General features: G+C 40.4%; 14 protein-coding genes. 5 read left to right on the top strand and 9 right to left on the bottom strand.

Features of this window, described 5'->3' with window-relative positions; all coding sequences use genetic code 11:
- Positions 1-59 precede the first annotated feature (59 nt).
- The 6 genes from V7L12_RS30450 to V7L12_RS30475 form a co-directional block, all read right to left on the bottom strand.
- Positions 60-434 (bottom strand): hypothetical protein, encoded by a 375-nt coding sequence (locus tag V7L12_RS30450; RefSeq protein ID WP_292774658.1) that lies wholly within the window; start codon positions 432-434, stop codon positions 60-62.
- Positions 424-1,431, bottom strand: coding sequence for an LLM class flavin-dependent oxidoreductase (locus V7L12_RS30455; protein WP_335090104.1), 1,008 nt, complete (start codon positions 1,429-1,431; stop codon positions 424-426). Before V7L12_RS30455 ends, V7L12_RS30450 begins: the two co-directional genes overlap by 11 nt.
- A 148-nt stretch (positions 1,432-1,579) precedes the next feature.
- The gene (locus V7L12_RS30460) at positions 1,580-1,942 is read right to left on the bottom strand and encodes a hypothetical protein (protein ID WP_335090106.1); all 363 of its coding nucleotides are present in this window, start codon (positions 1,940-1,942) and stop codon (positions 1,580-1,582) included.
- Positions 1,943-2,284: 342 nt separating this feature from the next.
- Positions 2,285-2,596, bottom strand: a complete 312-nt coding sequence (locus tag V7L12_RS30465) for a hypothetical protein (RefSeq protein WP_334822775.1) — start codon at positions 2,594-2,596, stop codon at positions 2,285-2,287.
- 2 nt (positions 2,597-2,598) lie between these two features.
- The gene (locus V7L12_RS30470) at positions 2,599-2,880 is read right to left on the bottom strand and encodes a hypothetical protein (RefSeq protein ID WP_292753941.1); all 282 of its coding nucleotides are present in this window, start codon (positions 2,878-2,880) and stop codon (positions 2,599-2,601) included.
- A 39-nt stretch (positions 2,881-2,919) separates the two neighbouring features.
- Positions 2,920-3,342, bottom strand: coding sequence for a hypothetical protein (locus tag V7L12_RS30475; protein ID WP_335090108.1), 423 nt, complete (start codon positions 3,340-3,342; stop codon positions 2,920-2,922).
- A 1,021-nt stretch (positions 3,343-4,363) separates the two neighbouring features.
- Here V7L12_RS30475 and cysK point away from each other — a divergent pair.
- The 4 genes from cysK to V7L12_RS30495 all read left to right on the top strand — a co-directional run bounded on the left by cysK (position 4,364) and on the right by V7L12_RS30495 (position 8,578).
- Positions 4,364-5,323, top strand: coding sequence for a cysteine synthase A (gene cysK / locus V7L12_RS30480; RefSeq protein WP_335090110.1), 960 nt, complete (start codon positions 4,364-4,366; stop codon positions 5,321-5,323).
- Positions 5,324-5,968: 645 nt separating this feature from the next.
- Positions 5,969-6,664, top strand: a complete 696-nt coding sequence (locus V7L12_RS30485) for a LabA-like NYN domain-containing protein (RefSeq protein WP_334822764.1) — start codon at positions 5,969-5,971, stop codon at positions 6,662-6,664.
- 109 nt (positions 6,665-6,773) lie between these two features.
- The gene (locus V7L12_RS30490) at positions 6,774-7,484 is read left to right on the top strand and encodes a response regulator transcription factor (RefSeq protein ID WP_335090111.1); all 711 of its coding nucleotides are present in this window, start codon (positions 6,774-6,776) and stop codon (positions 7,482-7,484) included.
- Positions 7,485-7,489: 5 nt separating this feature from the next.
- On the top strand, positions 7,490-8,578 hold the full coding sequence (locus tag V7L12_RS30495; RefSeq protein ID WP_335090113.1) for a sensor histidine kinase: 1,089 nt from the start codon (positions 7,490-7,492) through the stop codon (positions 8,576-8,578).
- Positions 8,579-8,883: 305 nt separating this feature from the next.
- Here V7L12_RS30495 and V7L12_RS30500 read toward each other — a convergent pair whose 3' ends face one another.
- The 3 genes from V7L12_RS30500 to V7L12_RS30510 all read right to left on the bottom strand — a co-directional run bounded on the left by V7L12_RS30500 (position 8,884) and on the right by V7L12_RS30510 (position 11,885).
- Complete coding sequence (locus V7L12_RS30500) at positions 8,884-9,765, bottom strand: succinate--CoA ligase subunit alpha (protein ID WP_335090115.1); 882 nt, start codon at positions 9,763-9,765, stop codon at positions 8,884-8,886.
- A 297-nt stretch (positions 9,766-10,062) separates the two neighbouring features.
- A complete protein-coding gene (locus V7L12_RS30505) occupies positions 10,063-11,289 on the bottom strand; it encodes a succinate--CoA ligase subunit beta (protein WP_334822757.1) in 1,227 nt (408 codons plus the stop codon).
- Positions 11,290-11,732: 443 nt separating this feature from the next.
- Positions 11,733-11,885 (bottom strand): hypothetical protein, encoded by a 153-nt coding sequence (locus V7L12_RS30510; RefSeq protein WP_335090117.1) that lies wholly within the window; start codon positions 11,883-11,885, stop codon positions 11,733-11,735.
- Positions 11,886-11,938: 53 nt separating this feature from the next.
- Here V7L12_RS30510 and V7L12_RS30515 point away from each other — a divergent pair, with 53 nt between their 5' ends.
- Positions 11,939-13,687 (top strand): hypothetical protein, encoded by a 1,749-nt coding sequence (locus V7L12_RS30515; protein ID WP_335090118.1) that lies wholly within the window; start codon positions 11,939-11,941, stop codon positions 13,685-13,687.
- Positions 13,688-14,047: the final 360 nt, after the last annotated feature.

A 14,047-nucleotide genomic window follows, 5' to 3' on the forward strand; every position in this document is an offset into this window, starting at 1 on the left:
CACTTTAAAAGTACAGGGTGGAAGACAGCAATAAGGATGATTCCCAGTTTCTATTTACCTCAAAGCCAATCTCGGTAAGCTGATATTTCATTTACGCTGATTTCAAATGGCATTCCTTTACCAAATGGTGGATAAACGCGGATTTTCCCATTGGTAGCAAACCGCTCTAACCTGTTACCCAACTGGGGAATATTACTGACGATATGCCAGTAAGATACTAAGTCAGGGCAGTCAATAATTAGTGTGAGGATGCTAGCATTTGTTGTGAGATACCACTGACAATTAGATAACAGTACTCGCGTAATGCGATCGCAAGCTAGATAAAAGCATCTGCCAGCAGACTGCTCTAGCTCCATTTGCAGCATTCCATCCTGTTTCGTTACCTCAGCGGGAGGTAAATCATCGGGAGGAAGCAGGTATAGTTTAGAAGACATAATTTCGCACCTCTTGGTTGTAGCGCGTCAAACTCTCTAGGTTTTTTTGCATATCCGCAGACGAGGGTTTGAGTGCTAGCGTACCTACATTTAATTCGTCCTGAAATTTTTTAATTCTGTCTCGACAAGTCTCCACATCACCGATAATTGAGTTATCAATCAAATAGTCTTCATCGAAACAAATATTTGTGCGATCGAATGGTTTTTGGTTGGGATTCGCACTGTTTTGCAATACCTCAGCCGAATTAGCTTTCATTTTCTGGCTAAATTGGCGAACAAAAGGTAACGCTTCACTCACTGCCTCGTCAGATGTTTTGCCAACAAAAAAGAAGCGTGCCAGCACTAATTTTTCCGCACCACTAGAATTTAAGGCTCGATATTTGGTAACAGTATCCTTCAATCTCTCTAGGGAAAATGGCGGCCCACCCATCAAGCTGAAGGAATGTTTAGCAGCAAGCTCAATACCGTCATCACCACCAGTGGCAACATACACTGGTATTTGACTTTGCAATGGTTTCGGGTAAATTGTTAGGCGATCGCATTGATAATATTGCCCATTAAATGATACATCAGTTTCATATAAGAGCTTTTGAATCAATGCGATCGCCTCTAGCATCTTGGGACGGGATTCACTTGGGAGTGTCGCAAAATGCTTGTTTTGTTGAGGAAAAGGGCCGCCTTTGGCAACTCCAAATAATAATCGTCCATTGCACAGGTTATCCAAAGTGGCAATATCTTCCGCCACCCTAATGGGGTTATGGAATGGCAGTAACACCGCCGCAGTGCCTAATTGGATAGTTGAAGTCAATCCCGCTAAGTGTGCCATTAACACCAACATCGATGGGCTGAGATTGGATTCACTAAAATGGTGTTCACTCACCCACGCTTCCTCAAAACCTAAGCTTTCTGCCTGTTTTACCAGTGCAACTTGCTCAAAGATGGCACGACGAGCATCTTGGTGAAAATTATCGTAATTGCAGAAAATTCCAGTTTTCATTACTTGCGTTGATACTTTGTATTCACCGTAGGTGCTGATTATTCTAGTGATCCAGAGGTTTGTAGTAAGCACTTTAGTGCTTAAATATTTGAGGAATAAAATCCTCTCTACAAAAGCATTTACCCCTCTCAATTAATGCGATGAATCACTAAGTTGCAACCCACTGCAACTCCAACCATAGCCGTGGGTTGTTCTCTTTGACCTTCGACATCGGATCGCGCAACAATCGCTTGGCATTCATGCAAACAACCTGGATTAGACCCATATTGTTTGCTACTTCCCTGAGTATTTCTTTTTGAGCTTGCACACAGGAAATCATTTCGTCAGAGCAATAAATTCCTATATATTGCAAACGTCTGGCAGGTCGTCCCCAAAAACAGGTGATGACTTTCACATAACACCCATCCAGCAATTCTCCAACTTGCGGGTAGTAATGGTTGACGACTCTTGTGAATTCTTTGGCTAAGATATCTTCAGCAATCATTGTAACTGATATTTCTGTAGCGTCCATCACGCTATTTAATATAACATAGTTTTATCAGTTAAACATGACAAAATAGTGTATTAAGCTGGAATAAAATATTAAATATTATATAAAAAAAGAGGTGTACCTCATTCGGTATCACCTCAGATTTGCGTAAAGCGTTTTTATATTAAAAGTTCGTAATTCCTAATTCGTAATTTGTCATGATATTCGCAGACTTGCCAACGTAATTATGTTAGATATAAATTAGGATTTAACCCCTAACCATAATAAATGCTACAACTTGTAGAGGCCGCTGACTCTAAGTCTTGATTTAATTACGAATTACGAATTAGTGTTGAATTCTAACTTTTAAATTTTTAATTATTATTAGCGAGCATTGCGTTCACAAACTAAGACCTCTGCTATGATATCCGGCATATTTACAAACTCTGTAAATCCTTCATAACCACGGATTGGTGAAATAAATGTATAGTTTGGATCGCACACTCCATTGTCATATACTTGAAGAAACCACCTATCGGGAAATCCTTCTATACCTAGTTCCACAGTGTACCAACTCTCGCCAATTAGACGAGAGTTAAAGATTGTGAACCACTCTCTGTTCTCTTCTGAAATATTCCAGTCTGCCATGAGCAGTTCTAAAGCTATTTGTCCTGCATCCGTTGAAGTCAACAACATTTTTACTCCTTATTTGCAACTTCAGGATTTGCAACTTCAGTATTGGGAACTTCCGGGTATAAACCTAATTCTTTAGCTAGCTCACGTGCCACAAAAAATAAAAATTGGGCACCATCTTGATTGCCTTCATGGGCAAACATAGTTGCTACTTGTAACATTGTTTGTACTAAACCGGAATCAATCAATTCGGGCTTAGATTCTAAAATTTCTGGTTCCTGACCATTAGGGCATTTCAGTAACTCATCAATCAGATTAAAATACAGCTGTTCGCGTTGTTCTGTCATGGTAATTTTGTTGATTTGAGTGAGTAAATTGTGAATAAGTTACTGTTCGATACTTTGCTGCCACAGTCTTTCCAACATTTCAACTTGTTCTTTTAAAACAGCAGCACGATGAACAAGATATCTGTCGTAAAAAAGAATTCCTAACCCAACACAAATGGGGGTTAACAGGAAGAACCATTGTAGGATAGTGGCAAATTTATATTGTTCAGCAACAGTCAACATTTGATGAATCACATTACGATCAGAGGATTGAATGTTAGTCTGAGGGGAATGTGTACCCTCTGTGTGGGGAGCCAAGACGGGAGCATCTGTAGTTGTATTGTTAACTTCGCAAGCTAAATTCTGAGATTTTACCAACTCCAGATGTCGCTCCCAAACGATGCCAAATACTACTAGTTCTGGTGAAAGCACTGCTAAAGTAACGACGCAAACTGTGAGAACATTTAAAAGTTTGGCTTTCATCTTGGCTCTCCCTTGCTAGGTAGTATGCACCCAGGAAGAAAATATCTTTTACTGTTTATCTAAAGTAGTTGTATATTTCTACCTATCAAACAGTTTTGATATTAAAATATGTGTAATCGGTAATTTTCACAATCGTTAGTTTTCAGTTATTTTTCTCATTCCCACTGATCCCTGACTAATAAAAAGTTACCAACCTTTTCACAAAACATAGGATTATTCAGTCATAAGTAACGCACTTAGATTCGGTAATCTGGTTTCATCCTACTCTCAAAAGAGAGATTAAGAAGTCCCCCCTAGTTCACTAAGCTTGCGCTCAGGAATGTTGGGGGGTAGAGGGGAATCTCTGCGTAAATCCTATACGATTTATATCAGCCGCTCTCCACAAAACAGTTTACCGCAGCCCTGTTAAGATTATTAAATTCATTAAAATAGTACTCAAAGCCTGTAATCCTTGCCTGATAAGCATTATAAAAAATAATTGGGGTATGGGTGCTAGTGTTTTTCGGACGGGGTTCTAGTATTTATGAGGTAGGGTTCTGGTGTTTTTGCACTCAATCTCAAAGCAATGTAGGCAATGGTTAAAGACTGTTTTAGATGCAATTTGGGACTGACAAAATCTGCACTCAAAAAAAATATCAATGTCTCTTGATAAAGATAGACTAATAAATTATAAAAAGCAATTAAATATTTTGAAAGTAAATTATATTTTCATAACCAATATAAAATAATGGAAAAATTATTCATATATACAGAAAGAATTAGAAAAATTGAATCTCAAGCTAAGAGACAATAGTCAGCAATTCCAAATGGTAAACTAGAAGAATGGTAAGCTAGCCTCTTCTAAAGTGAGAATCAATGGGAATATCTAATAAAAGTTCTTCCTAAACTTTCATATTTTGTGGTTTAGTTAGAATATATGGTATACGCACTCATTGACATTAAACGGCAAAATAAATACATCAAAGCTTATTGTTATAAGTAAATACTCTGTACTAAGATTTAGGATTTTAGGAGTTAAATAATGCGGATTGCTCAAGACGTAACAGAACTGATTGGACGAACTCCTTTAGTTCAACTGAACAAGATTCCTCAAGCTGAGGGAGTAGTAGCAAGGATAGTTGTTAAATTAGAAGGCATGAACCCAGCGGCTTCGGTGAAAGACCGGATTGGGTTAAGTATGGTACTCTCGGCGGAAGCGGCTGGCTCAATTTCTCCAGGAAAGACCATTTTAGTTGAGCCTACTTCAGGTAATACAGGAATTGCTCTAGCAATGGTAGCAGCGGCGCGTGGCTACCGTTTGATTTTGACAATGCCAGAGACTATGAGCCAAGAACGACGCGCGATGCTTAGAGCTTATGGTGCTTCTCTGGAGTTGACACCAGGCGCTGAGGGTATGCGGGGAGCAATTCGCAAAGCTGAAGAAATTGTGGCTAATACTCCTAATGCTTTTATGCTGCAACAGTTCTGCAACCCTGCTAATCCCAAAGTTCACCAAGAAACCACCGCCGAAGAAATTTGGGCAGATACAGACGGGGAAGTAGATATCGTCATTGTTGGGGTAGGTACTGGTGGAACGATTACTGGGATTGCAGAAGTACTCAAACAGCGCAAGCCGACTTTTAAGGCGATCGCAGTTGAACCCAGCAACAGCCCAGTCCTCTCAGGTGGTGAAGCTGGGCCACATAAAATTCAAGGTATTGGAGCCGGATTTATCCCAGATGTTCTCCGCCTAGAATTGGTTGATGAAGTCATTAGAGTCAGCGATGAACAAGCGATCGCTTATGGACGACGTTTGGCAAAAGAAGAAGGCTTATTGTCTGGCATATCCTCTGGTGCAGCTTTGTGCGCCGCAATTCAAGTAGGTAAACGTCCAGAAAATGCCGGACGTTTAATTGTCATGATTCAGCCTTCCTTTGGCGAACGTTATCTCAGCACACCCATGTTTCAAGATTTGTCTTTAGAAACTGCTGGCGTGCGTTAAAAAGACAGGGGGACAAGAGAGTAATGAACCTCTCTGTCCTTCTCATTAATTAAGGCAACTTACCTTTTGAGGTGCGATCGCATCTCATATTACATTACTAGTACAGCATGGCATAAATAAACCACCCATTCCAAATTAACCAAACGGTTATACTGCATTCATTTTGAATTTTAAATTTTGAATTCCGGCTTGCGGTACTAGTGCTTCTAACTCCTTGACATACCCACGGCTGCATAAATATTGCTACGCTCATTCCCCCTAAAAGGCGTGGGATTCTTGTGCTGAACTTTACAAGTCTTACAGTTCATGCTTGCCCAAACTATAGATATAGCGTTTCTGGGTTGAGTGCAATACAGACCTAAAAAAACAGTCCCTACCCTTGCAAAAAGATTTATTTTCTCAAAACTCTTGCTGTCTCAGTGCGTAAAGATTAACATATCTGTGGGCAGAAGCAATATCATCTTTAAACCAACTTTAACCACAGTGAAAACCTTGGACTGTCTATTTTGAATCTTGTTTAGCACCAGTTAACCTCATCTGCATATAGTGACTTAAGACCATTACCTGCTAGGTTATAAATCAATACAGACTATACTATAGACAATTTACTCCAAACTCTTTCCAGCTTTAAAATCAGAGGTATCAATGATTATAACTAATTTTAGCAAACAAAGAAATGAATTTAAAGAATCTAAAGTACTCAAAACGAAACCACATTGGCAAGGGCAAAATTTGAGCGATAGTGCTGTCAAAGGTAAAGATACCAAGATGCGAGATCCTGCACCTGATAGTTCAATTTTGAATAACTTAAATCGTGGTCGAGTTGCTATTTTTATTGATGGCTTAAGCCTTTTCCATACAGCTTTGCAACTCGGCATAGAAATTGACTACGTTAAATTGCTTTGTCATTTAACCAGCGGTTCCAGACTGTTGCGTGCTTTCTTCTATACTGGGGTTGATATCAGTAATGAAAAGCAACAGGGTTTTCTATTGTGGATGCGTCGTAATGGCTATCGCGTAGTGGCAAAGGAACTCGTTGTACCAACAGAGAATTTCAAAAAATCAAATCTGAACGTAGAAATAGCTGTAGATATGATAACTTTAGCTCCTTACTATGATACAGCGGTTTTAGTCAGTGGCGATGGAGATTTAGCTTATGCGGTAAATGCTGTCAGCAGAATGGGGGTTCGGGTGGAAGTAGTCAGTCTGCAAACAACCACTAGTGAAAGTTTGATTGATGTTGCTGACTGCTTCATTGACCTCGATAGTATTAAAACACACATTCAAAAAGATTCTAATCTTGGTTATAGTTATCGCACGCCGTCAAATTCAAACCTCTAATTAAAAAGAGGCAAAGAGGGGGAGAAGCGGGGACGCGGTAAAAGATATCTCCGTGTCTCTGTGTCTTTGTGACCCCACTCTGCCCATTTTGCTTGACCCTATATTTCAGATGGATATTTTAATAGTTGAAGATGAACCAGAAATAGCTCATTTAATCGAACTCTCTTTAGAAAAAGAAGGATTTTTTTGTCGCACTAGCCGCGATGGCATGAATGCTTTGCGGATGTTTCAAGAGCAACCACCGGATTTAATCATTCTGGATTTAATGATTCCTGGTTTGGATGGGTTGGAAGTTTGTGCCCGAATTCGCCAGAAACCAGGTGCAAAAGATCCATACATTTTGATGCTCACGGCTAAGGGTGAGGAAATCGATCGTGTCATCGGTCTATCTACTGGTGCTGATGATTATATGGTCAAACCCTTTAGCCCCAGAGAATTGGTAGCTAGGGTGCGGGCACTATTACGGCGTAGCCTCCGCCAAGGGGGACAACATCAAGTCAATCGTACCCAACACTTTATTGTCGATGTAGACCAGCGCACTGCCAGTCGCCAGATGAATTCTCAAGAAGTTGAAATTTTGGACTTAACTACCCTAGAATTTAACTTGCTAACCACCTTTGTCAGTAATCCTGGTCGAGTTTGGAACCGCACTCAACTAATTGATAAACTTTGGGGAGATAATTTTTTTGGCGATGAACGAGTTGTAGATACTCATGTAGCTCGGTTGCGAAAAAAGATTGAACCCGATCCGGCAAATCCTACTTTTATTAAAACTGTTGTTGGGGTGGGCTATAAATTTGAAGATCCTTTGGTAGTGTAAATGTTATGAAAATGGGGCTAAGAGGGCGCCTGTTTTTCTCCCACTTAGTAGTAATGATCGTGGGGGTAGCCAGTCTGGTAAGCATCAGCAAAATCTCTTCTCCCCGGTTATTTGTCTTACATTTGGAAGGATTAGAAAATCAGGGGTTCGACTTAATCGATGTCCGTGCTGAATTGGTAACAGGATTTGAACTTGCTTGGCAGCGAAGCACTATTTGGTCAGTCTTAGTCGGTACCACTGCCGCCGGAGGATTGAGTTACTGGGTGTCCAGACGGATTATGCAGCGATTGACCGAGATGGAACAAATCACCCAAAAATTTGCTGCTGGTCAGATGGATGCACGATTACCTGTGTCTGACATTCCAGAACTCAGTGGACTGAGTACCAGTTTCAACCGAATGGCAGCTAGTTTAGAAGGGGTAGAAGCGCGGCGGCGAGAAGTTATTGGAGATATGACCCATGAACTCCGAACACCATTAACTGTGGTGCGCGGTTACTTGGAAGAACTGGCTGATGGGGAAATTGAAGCGTCTCCTGAAATCTATCGGCGTTTAGCGAAAGAAACTCGACGTTTAGAGCGATTGGTGAACGATTTACAAGAACTATCTAAGGCAGAAGCAGGTTATCTACCAATTAATATCCAACGGGTAAATTTGCATCCGTTGTTAGAGTCATTAGTGGAGAAATTTACCGACCAACTATTAGAAGATGGGCCAGTTCTGCTCTTGCAATGTCCATCTGTACTACCTCCTGTATTGGCAGATATTGACCGCACAGAACAGGTATTGGTTAATCTGCTAGGTAATGCAGTGCGTTACACTAACGAAGGTTCAATTACCATTAGTGCTGGGACTGAAGCATCTCAACTCTGGATTGCGGTTAGTGATACAGGTATTGGTATCGCTCCAGAAAATTTGCCTCATGTGTTTGAGCGCTTCTGGCGAGCTGACCAATCACGCGATCGCCATTCGGGAGGTACTGGTATTGGTTTAACTATTTCCCGTCGTTTGATTGAATTACAAGGCGGTCAAATTCAGGTAGAAAGCGAATTGGGAGTTGGCAGTACGTTTCGCTTTTTTCTGCCTTTGGCTTGAGTTGAGCCATAAAACCTTGAAATCCGAGGGATTGACACAAGGTAGTCACGGCTGTGTCATACCCAATTGCTAATTTGAAAGTATCCAAAATCTTGGTTTGTTGATGAATGCCAGGATTTTAGAAATGCATAGAGTGTAACATTATGTCTACTTTTATTTTAGCTACTTTTTTGGTTAGTTTACTCAGTGCTTCGGGTTATGCTGCGATCGCCTACCTGTTCCCTCAAAATCGTTCCCAAGACTGACCAATTAAAATAATTCGTAATTCGTAATTCGTAGTTAAGAATTGAATTACGAATTAGTAATTAGTTAATCTTCTTTCTCAACAATTCTGGAATTTGAGAAGGGCGTTCAGCTACTGTCACTTCTGCTTCTTTTAAAGCAGCTAATTTACTTTGGGCTGTGCCAAAGTTAGGATCGCGTCCGATAACTGTTGCTAAAGTCCCAGTTTGACGCCAAGTTTTTCCTGGTGGTGCAAGTCTACCTGCAATGTAGGCAATTACTGGTTTATCAATTGCCTCAGCAATGTACCGCGCTGCTGCTTCTTCACTACCACCACCAGGTTGACCGACTAAAACGATCGCTTGTGTGGTTTCATCTTCGTCGAGAATTTGCAGCCATTGCAAAAATGAGGAACCGACGATCGCATCACTACCAATACTGACACTAATTGACTGCCCTAAACCTGCTTTTGTTAATTCGTAGGCAATTTCGTAGGTGAGGGTGCTGCTACGACTAACGATCCCCACTGTTCCAGGGGTATAAAATTCGCTGGGTTGAGTCCCTAAGAGAATTTTTCCCGGTACAATGATCCCCGGACTATTTGGCCCGATTACCAAAGTTTCACAGGCTTCGGCTTTGCGGAGTAATTGCACCATATCCAAAGGCGGCACACCAGCAGTAATAATAATGATCTGGCGAATCTTAGATGCGATCGCTTCTAATGCTGCATCTAACACATCGTAAGGATCTACACAAATAATTGTTGTGTCAATTGCCCCAAATTGTTCTATTACCTCCTCTACTAAATCAAATACTGGCAGTCCATGCAGTTCCTGTCCGCCGCATCCAGGATTGACACCAGCTACTAAATTTGTGCCATAAGCTTTCATTTGATCAACATGAGTGCTTGATATAAATTCACAAAAGCCTTGAATTAAGACTTTACTTTCTGGCGTTAGGTTCATAAAAAATTACCGTAAGTTTGACAACCCAGCGCCTTAAACCACTGGGTATAGAAACGATACATTTACAGTGTCGTATTGATTCAATTTTTACTGAAATTCTAAAAATTAGTCTGGAAGCTGAGTGTTCCAAAATTTAGAAAACTAGCCTCTAGCTAGGAATATTCAGTCTGAATGCACTATATAATTTAGTCCCAGGAAGCAAAGCTATACTTAATTTGAGCATCAAATTAAAAAATTTAGACCCGACGGTAAAAATTAATAATTTTTGATTTTTGAATTGGAACAAAATGACATTCACTATCTTTTATTAACCGTTGGTTTAGCAAGGAGAACTGCTGCTGCCACCGCCTCATCTAAATTTTCTACCACGACAAGCGCATCGGTGTGGGTTTTTAGTGTTGTCAAATATTTTCTCACAGTGTTAAATTCAGAACCAGCAAGGCGAACAACTAAGGATGGAAAATTAAGCTGTCGCCGAACCTTACTACCATTAGAACGTACAACCTGTGATTGAAGTTCGCTGTCGTCTTGCTGCACAACTCTAGCTATAACTTCAGCCACTTCCTCAGTTTGCGGAATGCTACCCAGAAAGTTAATTAGTATTACTTGAATGCTTTTATCAGCCTCCAGCATTTTCAAACCTGTTTCTAGGCGATCGCGGAAGGTAGTTGGTGTAGTATCTGTAAGGAAAGCATGACGTAGATTCAAACAAACACTTGGATTGCCACCAGCATTCGCAACTAAATCTAAAGTTGCCATTACTGAACCAGTACCATTACCTAAAATACCGATTTTTCCATGCATTTGCACACCATCCCAATCGCCCAAAATACCGTTGATTTCAGTAGTGGTATGACGACTGATAATTTTTGCTGCCATCTCGGCGAGATCGGGATGACGCTTGATCGCCCGTTCGTTGACCCTGACTTTACCATTAAGAGCCATAACTTGACTAGTAATACTGACTGCCAAGGGATTAATTTCGACTAAATCCAGGTCTTTTTGGACAAATAAGTGGTACATCTTCTCCACAACGCTGCTTACCGACTGCATCAGCGTCCCTTGCAAACCCATTTTCAAAGCCAATCGTCGAGCATAAAATGGCGAGAATTCCTGCTCCACGACAACGTAGTGCATTCTTTCCCCAGCCGATTCCCAATCGATGTCTGCTTCTTTGCAACCTAAAAGTACCGGTCGGCAGGCAGCAGTATCTAAAACCACTGCTAGATAAAATTCTTGGTTGGCGTCGTATTTAGATTCTGCCAGTACAACTTCCGGCAATTCGCCCCATATTGGTAAACTGAAGATATTTTGAGCTGCTGCGATCGCATCGATAGTCGTTTGGGCAAACCTGACTCCACCCGCTTTTGCCCGTTCCGCTCCGTGGACTTGAGATTTCAGTACAATTGGAAAGCGAATTTTTAACCGTTTCAAATCTGTCGGATGGTCAATTCGTTGGGAAGGCAATACCGGAATGCCTATCTTCGCAAACCATTCTTTAACTTGGTACTCTAATAAATCCATTGATACACCTTGTATTGACACTTTCCAAGATTTTGGTTATTCCTGTCTTGATATTTTGCAGCACCTTTATTGCAGAATTAACCTTTTTGCAGCTATAAAAACTTATTTTTCACGGATCAATTTTATCGAATTCAGCAAATGAAGCATATTAATTTTGATAGTCAACTTGTTTGTGCCAGAGCCACAACACATAATTAATCTCCTCAGCAAGTTCCCCAGCATAGAAGATAACTAACATTTTTGTCAAAACCCTCTGACATAGCATCGTTTTCTTAACCTTTAGATAATTTGGTAAAAATTGCTCTGCAACTAGAATTTTGCAAAGCAGTAGCTTTTGTGAATTTAATTATCGCAAAGTAATGCAGTGAAAATACTCAAACCTTCTATTATTCCCATTTTTTATTTGTAATTTATATCTGAAGACAGATTATTTAATTTTGCATCTAGCGCTGTAAAAATGTATCGCCACGAACAATATTTACTTTTTTAACTTTTGGTGAAAAGTCAGAATTTGTGTTAGAAAGTTGGTCGTTCAGATTCTCAGGCTGTGGTTGGTTAAACTGTGCATTTGCATTCAACAAACCTAAAAAGTTCATTTCATCCCCTTAAAGATAATCAAAACAATATAAAAGTTCAGCGGGAAAGCTCTATGAAAGTAGCAGTCCAGCAGGAAGATTTACAGCTTTTAGCCAAAACTTTGCAAGAACAATTACTTGTAGAAGTCTCAACGGCTGAAGTCTTCGAGGTTAAGTGCGTCGTCAATAAAGGCGAGCTAATGATTTTAACGCAACACGCGTCAGATGTAATCGTTGACGCTCAACTAATTTTTGCAGTCATTGAGGAGGTACTTCAGTCTCTACCACCCCACAAAGAGCAGCGGGTGCAATGTTTCCTCAGAGTTTTTGGCGAACAACTCCCTTATACTAAATGTTTCTTGGCATTAAAGCAGACAAGGGGATGGGTAGCAGAGGGAGATGAAAAAGCACAAGAAGATAAAGGAGTAATATCCCCCTCATCATCTCTGACATATTCTCCATCAATCAATGAGAGTGAAGAAGAAGAACTGTTTGACCCGTTTGCAGATGTGCCGAATTTGTCGGCTTCAAAGCCAGGATTCCAGGTCAAACTTATCCTACTAGCTGCGGCGTTGGTGGTAATTATAGTTTTAGGCGGTGGTGCTTACTTATTGACTCGTCCTTGCGTAATGTCTGAGTGTAAAGAAATACAAAACGCCAAGCAATTAAAAACAAAATCTCCGCAACTGATGCGCCGCGCCAAATCTGAAAAAGAATTAGTAACTGTACAACAGCAACTTGCAGCAGCCAGTACAGACCTGAATGTAATTCCTAGTTGGTCGCCTCGTTACCAGCTGTCACAGGAACTAAAAGCAAGTTTGTCTGGGCGAGCAGAAAAAATCAATCAGGTGGTCAAAGCTTTGCAAACGGCATCTTTGGCGACACAAAAAGTTCAAACTCCTGCATCTAGCTTAGAGGAATTACAAACTAGGCAACACTTATGGCGACAGGCTATAGCGCCACTAGAAAGTATAAGTTCCAGTAGTGAACTCTATGGGTTGGTGCAGGGTAAATTACTGAATTATCGTGTCCGTTTGCACGCTGTAAATCAACAGATATTTATTGAGGAGAAATGGCTGAAAAAACTAACAGCAGCAAAAGGTGTAGCCGTTACAGCCCAGAAACAGGAAGCTACTGCTAAATCATTGAATGACTGGCAAAAGGCGCAGTCTACTTGGCTGGTGGTAATTAATGCCTTGAATACCATTCCCCGAAATAGCGTTGGATACCAAGAAGCCCAAAAGCTGTTGGTAGATTATAAACCTAAGTTAGTATTAGTACGCGATCGCACTACTAAAGAACAATTAGCTGTTAAAACCTACCAACAGGCCCTTAGCACTGCCAAGCAAGCCAAAGTTTATCAACAACAAAACCAATGGCAAGCAGCGGCGATATATTGGGATCAGGCTTTACAAACTGCTAAAAAAGTTCCCCAAGATAGCTTGTACTATACTCAAGCTCAGTCTCTCATCGAACCCTATTCAGATGCGCTCAAACAAGCACAAGAAAAACTACAAGTTGTTAGTAATTTGCAACAAACCCGCACTGACTTGGATAAGACCTGTATTAATGGAATTCAGATTTGCACCTTTAGTATGGACAATGCAGGAATTATTGTCCGACTAACCCCTGAGTATGACCAAATAAGGCAAAATAATTTGGCTAATCCTTATTCTAAGAATTCGGATACTGCTGTTGACGTTACCAATCACTTGCAAATCTTGCGGGAAGCCCTAGCCGTAATTGGTGAAAATGCCAATTTATCCCTTTTTCTTTATGATTCCCAAGGTCAAGTAATTTATACGCGGACTTTAGGCAGGTAAGTAGAATACCCATTGAAGTATAAAGGATGAATTGTACATTAACTAATTATTTGTCAATTTAACAAAATATTGCCACAGCATTTCAAATATCTAAAACCCTGACATAGTAAGGATTATGTCAGGGTTTTTCCTATTTAAGGAAAATAGCGATCGCACCAGTGGGTGAAGATAACAGATTTTAGAAAATGACTTCACAATAAACCCAAGCAGTTGCCCAACAATTGGGTGATATTCCCGTTGATAGTGAAAAATTACAGATTTATAAAGCTGTACATTCGCAAATTAAATGTCGCGATTCGCAGATAGTGTCGCAACCGCATCTAAATAACTGAAACCTTTATCCTGTAAGGATTATAACCT

The organism is Nostoc sp. (genome assembly GCF_036918245.1).
GTDB lineage: Bacteria > Cyanobacteriota > Cyanobacteriia > Cyanobacteriales > Nostocaceae > Nostoc.

Excerpts from the sequence above, each read along its gene's own strand:
- V7L12_RS30450 (WP_292774658.1), bottom strand. The coding sequence starts at position 434 with ATGTCTTCTAAACTATACCTGCTTCCTCCCGATGATTTACCTCCCGCT.
- V7L12_RS30455 (WP_335090104.1), bottom strand. The coding sequence starts at position 1,431 with ATGAAAACTGGAATTTTCTGCAATTACGATAATTTTCACCAAGATGCT.
- V7L12_RS30460 (WP_335090106.1), bottom strand. The coding sequence starts at position 1,942 with ATGGACGCTACAGAAATATCAGTTACAATGATTGCTGAAGATATCTTA.
- V7L12_RS30465 (WP_334822775.1), bottom strand. The coding sequence starts at position 2,596 with ATGTTGTTGACTTCAACGGATGCAGGACAAATAGCTTTAGAACTGCTC.
- V7L12_RS30470 (WP_292753941.1), bottom strand. The coding sequence starts at position 2,880 with ATGACAGAACAACGCGAACAGCTGTATTTTAATCTGATTGATGAGTTA.
- V7L12_RS30475 (WP_335090108.1), bottom strand. The coding sequence starts at position 3,342 with ATGAAAGCCAAACTTTTAAATGTTCTCACAGTTTGCGTCGTTACTTTA.
- cysK (WP_335090110.1), top strand. The coding sequence starts at position 4,364 with ATGCGGATTGCTCAAGACGTAACAGAACTGATTGGACGAACTCCTTTA.
- V7L12_RS30485 (WP_334822764.1), top strand. The coding sequence starts at position 5,969 with ATGATTATAACTAATTTTAGCAAACAAAGAAATGAATTTAAAGAATCT.
- V7L12_RS30490 (WP_335090111.1), top strand. The coding sequence starts at position 6,774 with ATGGATATTTTAATAGTTGAAGATGAACCAGAAATAGCTCATTTAATC.
- V7L12_RS30495 (WP_335090113.1), top strand. The coding sequence starts at position 7,490 with ATGAAAATGGGGCTAAGAGGGCGCCTGTTTTTCTCCCACTTAGTAGTA.
- V7L12_RS30500 (WP_335090115.1), bottom strand. The coding sequence starts at position 9,765 with ATGAACCTAACGCCAGAAAGTAAAGTCTTAATTCAAGGCTTTTGTGAA.
- V7L12_RS30505 (WP_334822757.1), bottom strand. The coding sequence starts at position 11,289 with ATGGATTTATTAGAGTACCAAGTTAAAGAATGGTTTGCGAAGATAGGC.
- V7L12_RS30510 (WP_335090117.1), bottom strand. The coding sequence starts at position 11,885 with ATGAACTTTTTAGGTTTGTTGAATGCAAATGCACAGTTTAACCAACCA.
- V7L12_RS30515 (WP_335090118.1), top strand. The coding sequence starts at position 11,939 with ATGAAAGTAGCAGTCCAGCAGGAAGATTTACAGCTTTTAGCCAAAACT.